Source organism: Bradyrhizobium sp., from assembly GCF_022844465.1.
In the GTDB taxonomy this organism is placed as follows: domain Bacteria; phylum Pseudomonadota; class Alphaproteobacteria; order Rhizobiales; family Xanthobacteraceae; genus Bradyrhizobium.
Genome location: NZ_JALHLP010000025.1, coordinates 44,871 through 57,184, shown reverse-complemented (window position 1 = coordinate 57,184; position 12,314 = coordinate 44,871). Strand labels below are relative to the sequence as shown.

10 protein-coding genes are annotated in these 12,314 nt (G+C 64.9%); 2 read left to right on the top strand and 8 right to left on the bottom strand.

The features are described 5' to 3' along the window. From Q0D31_RS23015 to Q0D31_RS22995, 5 genes are all read right to left on the bottom strand, one after another. On the bottom strand, positions 1–733 hold a 733-nt coding region (locus tag Q0D31_RS23015), incomplete at its 3' end, for an RNA polymerase sigma factor region1.1 domain-containing protein (RefSeq protein ID WP_291856428.1). Between the two features lie 349 nt (positions 734–1,082). Further along, positions 1,083–3,098: a DNA primase gene (gene dnaG / locus Q0D31_RS23010; RefSeq protein WP_291856426.1), complete on the bottom strand. Its 2,016-nt coding sequence runs from the start codon at positions 3,096–3,098 to the stop codon at positions 1,083–1,085. A 94-nt stretch (positions 3,099–3,192) separates the two neighbouring features. Further along, positions 3,193–3,600: a gamma-glutamylcyclotransferase family protein gene (locus Q0D31_RS23005; protein WP_291856424.1), complete on the bottom strand. Its 408-nt coding sequence runs from the start codon at positions 3,598–3,600 to the stop codon at positions 3,193–3,195. Between the two features lie 152 nt (positions 3,601–3,752). Next, positions 3,753–4,565 carry a transglutaminase family protein gene (locus tag Q0D31_RS23000; RefSeq protein WP_291856422.1) on the bottom strand — a complete coding sequence of 271 codons (813 nt, stop codon included), beginning with the start codon at positions 4,563–4,565 and terminating at the stop codon, positions 3,753–3,755. A 3-nt stretch (positions 4,566–4,568) separates the two neighbouring features. Continuing rightward, complete coding sequence (locus Q0D31_RS22995; protein WP_291856420.1) at positions 4,569–5,471, bottom strand: transglutaminase family protein; 903 nt, start codon at positions 5,469–5,471, stop codon at positions 4,569–4,571. Between the two features lie 101 nt (positions 5,472–5,572). Here Q0D31_RS22995 and Q0D31_RS22990 point away from each other — a divergent pair, with 101 nt between their 5' ends. Then, the gene (locus Q0D31_RS22990) at positions 5,573–6,376 is read left to right on the top strand and encodes an N-formylglutamate amidohydrolase (protein WP_291856418.1); all 804 of its coding nucleotides are present in this window, start codon (positions 5,573–5,575) and stop codon (positions 6,374–6,376) included. A gap of 63 nt (positions 6,377–6,439) precedes the next feature. On the opposite strand, the gene Q0D31_RS22985 is transcribed toward Q0D31_RS22990, so the two are convergent. Beyond that, positions 6,440–7,057 (bottom strand): LysE family translocator, encoded by a 618-nt coding sequence (locus tag Q0D31_RS22985; RefSeq protein ID WP_291856416.1) that lies wholly within the window; start codon positions 7,055–7,057, stop codon positions 6,440–6,442. A gap of 351 nt (positions 7,058–7,408) precedes the next feature. Here Q0D31_RS22985 and Q0D31_RS22980 point away from each other — a divergent pair, with 351 nt between their 5' ends. After that, positions 7,409–9,682 (top strand): ATP-binding protein, encoded by a 2,274-nt coding sequence (locus Q0D31_RS22980; protein WP_291856414.1) that lies wholly within the window; start codon positions 7,409–7,411, stop codon positions 9,680–9,682. Here Q0D31_RS22980 and Q0D31_RS22975 read toward each other — a convergent pair. Next, positions 9,679–10,458, bottom strand: a complete 780-nt coding sequence (locus Q0D31_RS22975; RefSeq protein WP_291856412.1) for a DUF2189 domain-containing protein — start codon at positions 10,456–10,458, stop codon at positions 9,679–9,681. The two genes, Q0D31_RS22980 and Q0D31_RS22975, sit on opposite strands and share 4 nt — an antisense overlap. A gap of 240 nt (positions 10,459–10,698) precedes the next feature. After that, a complete protein-coding gene (locus Q0D31_RS22970) occupies positions 10,699–12,309 on the bottom strand; it encodes an acyl-CoA synthetase (RefSeq protein ID WP_291856410.1) in 1,611 nt (536 codons plus the stop codon). Positions 12,310–12,314 lie beyond the last annotated feature (5 nt).

Sequence of the window (12,314 nt, the reverse complement as noted above, 5' to 3'; positions counted from 1 at the left end):
CCGCCGGCATGGCGGCGGCGTTGCCGTTGGGGGCCTGGCCGTTGACGGGCTGGCCGTCGGCGGCGACGGGGCCGGCGATCATCGACGGGTTCATGTTGTTCTTGGCGTCGGGGCCGGCATAGGTGGCTTCGAGATCGATGATGTCTCGAAGGAAGATCTTTCCCTCGTTCAGTTCGTCGCGCCAGATGATGATGGCCTGGAAGGTCAGCGGGCTTTCGCAGAGCCCCGCGATCATCGCCTCGCGGCCGGCTTCGATGCGCTTGGCGATGGCGATTTCGCCCTCGCGCGACAGCAGCTCGACCGTGCCCATCTCGCGCAGATACATGCGGACGGGATCGTCGGTGCGCTCGCCCGGCTCGGACTTCTTGACCTCGGTGACGGCCTTCTGCGTGACCTCGACGAGCTCGTTGTCGGTGTCGTCGGCCTCGTCTTCCTTTTCTTCCTCGCCGTCGGACTCCTCGGCTTCCGACACGTTGATGCCCATGTCCGAGAGCATCGACATGATGTCCTCGATCTGTTCGGGCGAGGTGGTGTCGGAGGGAAGCACTTCGTTGAGCTGATCGAAGGTCACGAAGCCGCGCTTCTTGGCCTGCTTGATCATCTTCTTGACGGCGGCGTCGGTGAGGTCGAGCAACGGCGACGGCGCGTCGGCAGAATCCTTTTCAGGCGCGTCGGCTGCCTTGTCGTCTTTTTCCTTGTCCTTGACCTGCAGCGTCTTTGCCTTGGTGGCCATTCATCAAGCTCCCGAAACGCGCTCGCGCGAGAATGCGTCGCCGCAACACCCGCCGTTGATTCAAACCTGCACCCGAGCGAGACGACCGTTCGTCAATCCGTCTTCTCGACCTGTCACTTATCTCGTACTGTCACTTAAGAGTCTTGCGCCGGAGCATGGCCGCTGGCGGCATGCTCATGACGCGGAAAGGGCGGCGCAGAACCTCGCCACCCCGCATTCCACTTCGCCGAATCTATCTCTTCTAGCCGCAAGGGCCCTAAGCTTCGATTAACCCTGTTTCTGCCGCCAAACCATGGATTTGGCGAGTCCTTTAACGGCCCCCGCGGCCGCCATCCCCGCATCATTTCGATCAGACGCTCTGGCGGAACCGGCCCGAAAGCTCGCCAAAACCCTCGATCAGCGCCTCGGTGCCGTCAAGACTATCCAGCCGGGCGCTGACGTCCTTCAGCCATGCCAGATTGGATTCGCTGAGCTCCTCGCCCAGGGCCAGTTCGGCGTCCTTCCTCTCCCTAAGTAGGGCGTGGGTTTTCTGATGCAAGACAATAAGTTGCTGCCAGGTGGCAAGAACGTCCTCGCGGGCTGCACCGGGCTTTGAACCCCATACCGCCGAGGTTGTGATTGATCGCTCAACCCGTTGAAGAATATCAATTAATCCGCGCGCTTCGAGATCGGCCCGCATTTTTTCGGCCTGCTCCCCGACATCAGGCGAATGGTGGTGGTCGTTGGCGAAGGCGGCGATGATGCCGGCGCGCAGCTTGTTGGCCTCCGGATGCGCCAGTTCCAGCGCCGCCACCTGCTCGAGGTGGTCGTGCAGCAGCCAGGGATGGTTAATCAGCGACTGCAGGATCAGCGCCTCGCGGCGGGACATGGCGCTGCGCTGGCTGCGCATGATCGGGCTGTTGGCAAGCTGGGAACTCGCCGCCTGGTAAGGGCCGCGGTCGATGGTCGGGCTGGCCGACGCCCCCTGCCCGCGGCCGCCGCCAAAGCCTGCTCGGCCCGCCGGACCCGGCGTGAACGTGCCGCGCGGCGCAAAGCGGCGGCCTGATTCGCCGGCGCCGCGAAAATTACCCCGCGCATGAAAGCCGCGCGCCTGGTCGGGCGCGAAGGTGCGCCGCAGCCGCTCGGCCAGATCCTGGCGATAATAGCGCCGCACCACCTCGTCGCGGATGCCGCTGGCGAGTTCGCCGATGCGGGCTTCCAGCGCCGCGCGCCGCTCGGGCGTGGCAAAGCTGCCGCCCTCGATCTCGCGCGACCACAGCATGTCGGCGAGCCCGCGCGCGGCGGATATCACTTCCTCGATCGCGGCCCGGCCGCCGGAGCGCGCGAGGTCGTCGGGGTCCTGTCCTTCCGGCAGCAGCGCAAAGCGCAGGCTCTTGCCGGGCAACAGGCCCGGCAGCGCCAGGTCGGCGGCGCGGAACGCCGCCTTCTGCCCGGCGCGGTCGCCGTCGAAACACAGGATCGGCTCGTCGGCCATCTTCCACAGCAGCGCGAGCTGGTTCTCGGTAAGCGCGGTGCCGAGCGGCGCGACGGCGCCGCCAAATCCCGCGGTGACCATGGCGATGACGTCGACATAGCCTTCAACCACGATCAGCGGGCTGCCGTTATGCGCGGCCTGGCGCGCGGAAGCGAGGTTGTAGAGATTGTCGCCCTTGTGAAACAGCGGCGTCTCCGGCGAGTTCAGATATTTTGCCGGCACGTCCTTTTCCAGCGCGCGGCCGCCGAACGCGATGACGCGTCCGCGAACGTCCGTGATCGGAAACATCACGCGGTCGCGAAAGCGATCATAGGGCACCGGGATATCCTCGCCCGCGACCAGGAGGCCGGCCTCCACCATGTCCTCGGTCGAGACGCCGAGCGCGCCGAGATGCTCCTTCAGCGCAAAGCGCTCGCCCGGCGCGTAACCCAACCGGAACTGCAACTGCACCGCCGGCGAGATCGCGCGGTCGCCGAGATAGCCGCGCGCTTTCGCGCCGGTGCGCGAGGCCAGCGTATCGGCAAAGAACTTCGCGGCGAGTTCCATCACGTCATGGAGCGTCTTGCGGCGCTGCTCGTGGCGGGCGGCGTCGGGCGTCGCCGCCGGCAGCGCCATGCCGGCCATCGCCGCCAGCCGCTCGACCGCCTCGGTGAAGCCGACGCCCTCGGTCTCCATCAGGAACGAGATGACGTCGCCGTGCTTGCCCGACGAGAAGTCGTGGTAGAAGCCCTTCTGGTCGTTGACGGTGAACGACGGCGACTTCTCCTGCTGGAACGGCGACAGCCCCTTCCACTCCTTGCCCGCCTTCTTCAGCTTGACGCGCCGCCCCACCACTTCCGAGACCGGAAGCCGCGCGCGCAGCTCGTCGAGAAACTGGGGCGTGAAGCGCATGATCGAGGGTGTGCCTGGTCGCTGGTGGCGAATCGATTATCGATACAGGCAGGCTAGCCCCGAAAGTGATGTTTATCAGGCTTCTCGCCACTATTCACAGGGCGGTTGATTCCAGGAACTTGCCGGAGGCGATCCGCGGCAGGCCGGCGACCGGCCAGTTATAGAGGTAGGCCCACGCCTCAAGCGCAGCACCATTCTCGTCCGTCACCGCCAGCATGCGGCGGAGATATTCGGTCGGCTCCGGAAAGCCCGCGCCGCAGGCCTCATACATGTCGAATTCGCCGAGCAGCGCATCGCGGTCGCGCAGCCGGTACAGCTCCCCATGCACGATGTCGGCGGGATCGCTGGACGCCACGAGACCCGGATAATGCTTGATGAGATAGAGACGGCCGCGGCAGGTGGCGGGGCCCAGATAATCCGCACTGCGCGACAGAAGCTTCGCCATCGGATGGTCGAAGCCGCGCATCAGCGTGCCGTAGACGAACAGACGATCTGAAATCATGGGATTACATACAGTCATTCCGGGGCGATGCGAAGCATCGAACTACGGTGCGCAATTGCGCACCTGAGAATCTCGAGATTCCCCGATGCGCAATTGCGCATCTGAGGTCTGGTGCTTGCGCACCATCCCGGAATGACAAAGCGCGTCAGTTGCTAAGCCGGCACCACCTCTTCACTGATGACGACGAACTTGACCAGGTCCATCCGGCCGAAACTCGTGGTCAGCGCGACGTCGGCGGCGTCGCGGCCGGTGCCCATCAGGATGCGGCCGATCCTGGGCACGTTGTGGCGCGCGTCGAAGGTGTGCCACTGGCCGGACAGATAGACCTGGAACCAGCCGGAGAAATCCATCGGCGCGGGATCCGGCGGCACCCCGATGTCGCCGAGATAGCCGGTGCAGTAGCGCGCCGGGATGTTCATGCAGCGGCAGAAGGTCAGCGCCAGATGCGCAAAATCGCGGCAGACGCCGGCGCCCTGCTCGTAGGCGTCATGCGCGGTCTTCATGTGGTGCGCGTGCTGGTAGCCGAAGGTCAGGTGGTTATGGACGAAATCGACAATCGCCTGCACCCGCGCCCAGCCCGGCGGGGTGTTGCCGAACAGCGACCAGGCGACGTCGATGAGCCTGTCGGTTTCGCAATAGCGGCTCGGCATCAGATATTGCATCACTTCGTCGGGCAGCTGCTCGATCGGCAATTGCTGCGCGGTCGGCACCACCACGTCCGGCAGGCCGGAATCGCGGACCAGCGCGTCACCGCGCAGCGTCACGCCGCCGGCCGGCGCCACCAGGCGGCCACAGACATTGCCGAAACCGTCGCGGTAGAAACCGATCGGCACGGCAGGCTCGGCCGCGATCCGCTCGGTGCCGACGATGTCGGAAAAGCGCGACGGATGGATGCTCAGCATGATCACCATCGGCGTCGGTTGCACCGCCGTGTATGAAATCTCGAAGCCGACCTTGATCTCCATGGGTCACACCTGCTGCGGCTGGAGGTTGTCATCGCCGACCGAGACGACGTTGATGTGGACGTCCATGCCGGCAAAGGCGTCGGCCGCGCCGAGATAGGTCCCGTGCAGCGGGATCGCCTGACGCGGGTCGCGCGCCACCGCGACGCGGATCAGGTCGCGGGTGCCGACGATGCCGTTGGTCGGATCGAACTCGATCCAGCCGGCACTCGGCAGATAGACCTGCACCCAGGCATGGGTCGAGCCGCCGCCGACATAGCCATGGGCGCTGTCGCCGGGAATGGCGAGATAGCCGGACACGAAACGCGCGGCGATGCCGAGACGGCGCAGCGCCTCGATCATGAACAGCGCATAATCGCGGCAGGTGCCGGAACGGGTCTGCAGCGTGTCGAGCGGATGCTGGCTGCCCTGCTCATAGCGCTTGCGGTAGCTGAAGCCGGCGCGAATGCCATGCGTCATCCCGCTCAGGATGTTGAAGGTCGGCGTCGGTCCGTCGGCGTCAAGAAACGTCCGCGCCCACGCCGACAGCTCGCCGCCGGGATCGCCATATTGCGGCGTGATGAATTGCAGCAGGTCGGGCAATTCCTCGTCCTCGTAGAGGAACGGATAGAAATAGGCGGGATCGTCCGCGGTCAGCGCGAACTCGTTCTCCGGGTTGTGCTCCACCGTCGCCGTCGAGGTGATCGACAACGTGTCGGCGCGCTGGTCGAAAACTGCGATCGCGACGCTGTTGCCGAACACGTCATGGATCCAGCGCAGCCGCATCGGCTCCGGCTCGATCTCGAGGGTGCCGGACAGAACCCGCAGATCATGACCGTCGCGCGGGCGCAGCATGATGCGGTGTTCGCCGAACGCGACCGGCCGCGTATAGCGATAAACGGTCTTGTGGTTGATGGTCAGCAGCGGCATCGTCTATCAAATATCGATTGTGGTATGTCTAATCTAGGCCGAACCCTGCCTACTTCCAGATCGCATGCCGCCTCAATAGGCAGCGCTTGTAAGGAAACGCCTTGAATCACACCGGCGACACAGCCCTACTCCTGGGTGCCGAAGATGTTCCCCCGGTGCGCGAATATCGGGAAGCGGGCGGCTCGCCGTTCCTGCTGACCTGCGACCATTACGGACGGCTGATCCCGCGCGCGCTCGGCGACCTCGGGCTGCCCGAAAGCGAACTGGCGCGACACATCGCCTGGGACATCGGCATTGCCGGCGTCGCCGAGCAGCTTGCGACGCAGCTCGACGCCCATCTGATCGCGCAGCGCTATTCGCGGCTGGTGATCGACTGCAACCGCCCGCCTGAAGTCGCAAGCTCGATCCCGCGCATCAGCGAGGCCACCACGATCCCCGGCAACGAGGCCATCGCGCCCGAGGCGGCGCAGGCGCGCCGCGCGCAGATCTTCGATCCCTATCACCGGCGCATCCGGGAGATCATCGACCAGCGGCTGGGCGCGGGTCGACCCACGGTGCTGGTGGCGCTGCACAGCTTCACGCCTGTCTATGCCGGGATCGCGCGTCCCTGGCATATCGGCACGCTCTACCACCGCGACAGGCAACTGGCGCCGCTGTTGCTGAAACTGTTGCGCGCCGAGGGCGATCTGGTGGTCGGCGACAACGAGCCCTACGCGGTCAGCGACGAGACCGACTACACCATCCCCGTGCATGGCGAAGCGCGCGGGCTGATCAACACCGGCATCGAAATCCGCCAGGACCTGATTGCGGACGCCGCGGGCCAGGCGGCATGGGCAGGCCGGCTGGCGCGGATTCTCGCCGAGATCGAGGTCAAGCTGCGCGCGGAGCGGCTGATGCCGGGCTGAGCCTGGGTCGCAGCGACGCCGGATCGGACGCGCCTTCGCGGCTCGCGGTTCAAAGACTCAAGGTCAGCGCGATCGCGTCAGCGCCAGCCAGATGCCGCCGCCGATCATGAAACCGCCTGATATCCGCGACAGCAGCCGCGTCCGTTCCCGCGAGAAGAACAGCCGGGCGCGGCCCGCCGCCAGCGCATAGACGGCATCGGTCATCGCGGCGATCACCATGAAGGTAACGCCGAGCAGCGCGACTTGCGGGAAATGATCCTTCTCCATGTCCATGAACTGCGGAATGAACGCGCCGAAAAACACCAGAATTTTCGGGTTTGAGAGCAGCACCAGGAAACCCTGCAGGAAGAAGCCGCCGCGCGGCGGCGGTGGCGGCGCGTCGGTCTCGACGCCCGCGACCGGCTCGCGGATCAGCTTGATCCCGATCCAGATCAGATAGGCCGCGCCCGCAAAGCGCACCCAGTCGAACCAGTAGCCCATGGTCGCCATCAGCGTGGTCAGGCCAGCCGAGACGACGACGATCACGATGGCGAGCCCGGTTTGCGCGCCGGCGCAATTGATCAGCGCCGCGCGGGTGCCGTAGCGCAGGCCGTTGGCGATCACAAGCGTGACCACCGGGCCCGGCAGCAGCGCCAGCGCGATGCAGGCGGCGACGAAGGCGAGATAAGGCTGAAGCGACATGGAAAAATCCGGTGCGAGAGCGATCGCGTCATTATGCATGCGCGGCAAGCCGATGGAAGCCGCGCGATACCTGCTCGCCCGGCTCTCTTGCACGGGCGAGACGGGCGAAGCTCGCGCCTGCCACGCGAAAAGGGTCGCGGAAGCTCCCGCGCGTCGCCCTGCTATCGACGTCCGTCAGATTGACGCGGGCGATGAGTGGACACAGGCTTGCCGAAAGGGTATTTCAGCATCAGCGCTTCACGCTGGCGGCATCGACTGTACGCCGGCGGCATCTTCGACGGATAGCACGGAAATTCCGAACACTTCTGATCGCAACGAACATCACCGACTCCAGGGTGAGACGACGCACCGATGAGCCTGCGCACCCGGCTAATGATACTTGTCATCGCTGCGATGCTGGTACCGGCCATCCTCGTGGGACTGCGCTTCGTCCAGAATCGCACCAGCGAAATCAACGCTGCGTTGGCCAATCTGTCGGCGACGGCCAACGACCTTGCAAACGACCTGGATGGGAAAATCCAGGGCACTGCCCAACTGCATTACGGCCTGGCCCGCGCCCGCGACCTCGACACCAGCGACCAGGCGGCTTGTTCCGCCTTCCTGTCCACCGTGCGGGAGGAATACCGGCAGTTCACCGGCATCTTGACGATCAATCCGGACGGCAGCCTGTTCTGCGACTCGCTGCGCACCAACCGGACCCTCGATCTCAGGGATCGCGAGTATTTCCGGCAGGCGCTGATGGCGCACGGCGTCGTCACGCTGGAGCCCGTGTTCGGCCGGCTGACGGGGATAGCCGTATTGCAGATCGCCTACCCGGTGCGTGCGGAAACCGGAGCACTGAAATTTATCCTGCTGGCGTCGTTCAATCTGCAGAAATTCATCAGGGATCACGGCGAACGCCTGTTGAACGACAATCAGATTCTGCTGGTTGACGGAAAGGGCATGGTGCTGGTCGCACCGCAGGAAAAAGACTGGGCGGCGTTGCCCGGCGCATCGATCGCGGACTCGGAACTGTTTCGGTTTGCGGCCGCTCCGAACGGCGAGCGATTCCGCGAGGTGGCCGGCCGGGACGGCCGAACCCATGTCTGGGCCGTCGCCCGCTCGCCTTCGATCCGCGATGCCGGGCTCTACATCGTGGTCGGACGATCCAAGGACGGGCTGGTTGCTGCCGCCAACCGCCGCCTTTACGAGGATCTGGCGATTCTGGCGGTGGCCCTGCTGCTGCTGCTCGCCGGCGTATGGGTACTGGCGACCGTGAGCGTCGGCCGCCAGGTCGGACGCCTCGCCGCGATGGCGAGGCGACTCGGGCTTGGCGATCTCCGCGCGCGGATTGCCCCACCCTATCCGCGCGGTGAACTGGGCGGACTGATGACGCTGCTCAACGGCACCGCCGAGTCGCTTGAGCGACAGCGCAACTCCATCGACGAACTCAATCAGAAGCTCACCCAATCCCAGAAAATGGACGCTATGGGTCAGCTCACCGGCGGCGTGGCGCATGATTTCAACAATCTGCTGACCGTCATCCTGGGCAATGCCGAGCATCTCGCGGACAGGCTGGCGGCAGACAGGGAATTGCGCGGGATCGCCGACGACATCGCAACCGCGGCCGAGCGCGGCGCCGACCTGACAAGGAGCCTCCTCGCCTTCGCGCGCAAGCAGCCATTGATGCCGAGGAGCACTGACATCGGCCAAAAGATTCTGGGCATGGAGCAACTGTTGCGACGGACGCTGGGCGAACATATCGAGTGCGATTTCCAGCTCGATCACGATCTGTGGCTGGCCAGCGTCGATCCCGGGCAACTGGCGTCCGCCCTGCTCAATCTGGTACTCAACGGCCGTGACGCCATGCCGACAGGCGGCAAGCTCACGGTCGAGGTCCGTAACGCCTCGCTCGGTGATTCCGATATCGACGTCAATGGCGAAGCCCGCCCCGGCGATCACGTCATGGTCGCCGTTACCGATACCGGCACCGGCATGACGGCCGAAATTGCCCGCCGCGCCTTCGAGCCATTCTTCACCACCAAGGAGGTGGGGAAAGGTACGGGTCTCGGACTGAGCATGGTTTACGGGTTTGTTCAACAATCGGGCGGGTCGATGCAGATACACTCCAAGCCGGCACATGGAACCTCGGTCAGGCTTTTCTTTCCCCGCGCGGATGCGTCACAGGCCAGCGCCGCGCCGCCCGCCGATCAACTCGCCACGTCCGCCGACAACGAAAGCATTCTCGTTGTCGAGGACGACGACATGGTGCGTGCATTCGTTGAAAGCGAATTGGGCTCGCTCGGCTATCGCGTCATCGCGACGCGCGACGCGCCCGCCGCGCTCGCGATATTGCGCAGCTCCGCGACAATCCACCTCCTGTTCTCGGATGTCGTGATGCCCGGTGGTATGTTCGGCCCTGAACTCGCCAGGCAAGCCGCGCGCCTGCGGCCAGAACTGAAGATTCTCCTCACCTCCGGCTACACCGGGCATCCCGTCGAAGTGCGCGATGGGCTCGGCCGGGAAGTTCATATCCTGAAAAAGCCGTTCCGGCGGTACGATCTGGCGTCGATGCTGCGTTCAATCCTGAAGACGTCGCCGGGAGCCGTTTCCACTTCGACGGAATCGAAACGGAAAACGCGCTAACCCGGCACCGGCGCGATGATGCGGCGATAGAGATGCCAGGTGGCGTGGCCGAGCACCGGCAGCGTCACCACCAGGCCGAGGAAATACGGCATCGCCGAGACCGCGAGCAGAACCACGATCAGGGCCGCCCAGCCGATCATCGGCAGCGGGCTGGTCACCACCGCGCGCACGCTGGTGATCATCGCGGTGACGAAATCGACGTCGCGGTCGAGCAGCAGCGGAAACGACACCACGGTCAGCGAAAACAGGATCAGCGACAGCGCCGCGCCGACGGCGTTGCCGATGGCAAGGAACAACAGCCCCTGGTTGGTGGTGAGCACCACCATGATGAACTCGCGCAGGCCGGAGAACGAGACGTTGAGCCCGAGCAGCAGCGCGATCAGAAGCCGGACCTGGTACATCCACACCACGAACACGAACAGCGTCACGAAGGCCATCCAGCCGATCTCGCCGCGGCTCTTCACGGTGCTCCAGATCGCGGCCATCGAAATCGGCCGCCCCGCCTCCCGCCGGCGGCTCACCTCGTAGAGGCCGACGGCGACGAACGGCCCGATCATGGCAAAACCGGCGGCGAGCGGATAGGCGAAATAGACCATGCCGAACGCAGTCAGGCAGAGCAGGATGGCGATCCCCCCGGCGGCATAGAGCGCGCCAAAGGCGAGTCCGTAGAGCGGCACCGCCTGAAAATCCCGCAATCCCTGGCCGAGCGCCTCGGCGATGTCGGACACCGCGATGCGCCGCACCACCGGATCGGCCTTGCCGGAAACCGAACTCATCGATTCCTCCGTTTGATTTGAGGCATTGAGAACGGGTGGGGCGGGAGGTGTGTTGATCTCGGTCAAATTTCGGCGGGGGACGCCCTGCCCCTGTCGTCATTCCGGGACGGTGCGTTAGCACCGGACCTCAGATGCGCAATTGCGCATCGGGGAATCTCGAGATTCTCAGGTGCGCAATTGCGCACCGTAGTTCGACGCTTCGCATCGCCCCGGAATGACGGCGCCAAACGCCTTGCGCCGTCACCCCAGCGCCCGCAATTCGCGGCGCAGCACCTTGCCGGTCGCAGTCATCGGCAGCGTATCGGTGAACTGCACGAAGCGCGGGTATTCATGCGCGGCGAGCTGCACCTTGACGAATTCCTGGATCTCGCGCGCCAGCGCCTGATCGGGCGCAAAGCCGGGACGCAACACGATCCAGGCCTTGATCGATTCGGTGCGGATCGGATCGGGAATGCCGACCACCGCCGACATCGCCACCGCCGGGTGCTTCATCAGCGTGTGCTCGATCTCGGAAGGGCCGACGCGATAGCCGGCGGTGGTGATGACGTCGTCCTCGCGGCTGACGTACCAGAAATAGCCGTCCGCATCCTGCACCCCGAGATCGCCGGTCAGGAGAAACCCGCCGGCGTATTTTTTTGCGGTGGCTTCCGGGTTGCGCCAGTATTCGATCATGGTGCAGGGACAGGGCTGGCGCACGCCGATGATTCCGCGCTGCCCGCGCGGCAGTTCCTCGCCGCTCTCGTTGACGATGCGGACGTCGAAGCCAGGCGTCGCCTTGCCCATCGCGCCGGGCCGGATCGGAAACAGGTTCGCGTTGCTGCCGATCACCAGATTGCACTCGGTCTGGCCGAACACTTCATGCGCGTCGATGCCGAAGGTCTCGCGCACCCAGCCGAGTAATTCGCCGCCAAGCGACTCGCCGCCGGTGAAGAGGCTGCGCAGCCTGACGCCGGGGTTCGTCACGCCGGCCTGCCGCATCAGCTTCAACGCCGTCGGCGGCAGGAACACGTTGCGGATCGACAGCTCCGCCATCATCGCCATCGCCGCCTGCGGCTCGAACTTTCGCGCGCGATGCCCGACCAGCGGAATGCCGTGATACCAGAACGCGAACAGCCCGTTGATCAGCCCGCCGATCCAGGCCCAGTCCGCCGGCGTCCACATCAGGTCGCCAGGCCGGGGCAGGAAATTGTGGCACATCTCGACATTGGGCAGATGCCCGAGCACGACGCGATGGGCGTGCAGCGCGCCTTTTGGATTTCCGGTGGTTCCCGATGTGTAGATGATCAAGGCGGGATCGTCGGACGAGGTATCAATGGTGGCGAAATCCGGCGACGCCGCGTCGATCTGCGTCCAGAAATTCTTTGCGCCTTCGGGCGCCTTGTCGGCGATGATATAAACATGCCTGAGCGCCGGAAGCCGATCGCGGATTTTGGCCAGCTTCTCCCAGCCGGCCTCGTCGGTGACGACCGCCCTGACCTCGGAATTCGACAGGCGGAACTCCAGCGCGTCCTCGCCGAACAGCGCAAACAGCGGGATCGAAATCATGCCGGAGCGAAGCGCGGCGAGATGCGCGATCGGCAATTCCAGCGATTGCGACAGGAACACCGCGACGCGATCGCCGCGCGTCAGCCCGTCGGCCTTCAACACATTGGCGAAGCGGCGCGACTTTTCGGCGACGGCGTCGAACGAGGTGCGCATCCTGGCGCCGTCTTCGTCGACATACACAAGCGCGAGACGGCCGGAGCCGTCAGCATGACGGTCACAGCACGCGGTCGCGATGTTGAAGCGAGCCGGAATGTCCCAGCGGAAATTGCGGTAGAGTTCTTCGTAGGTGGCGGCTTCGGTGAGCATGGTGC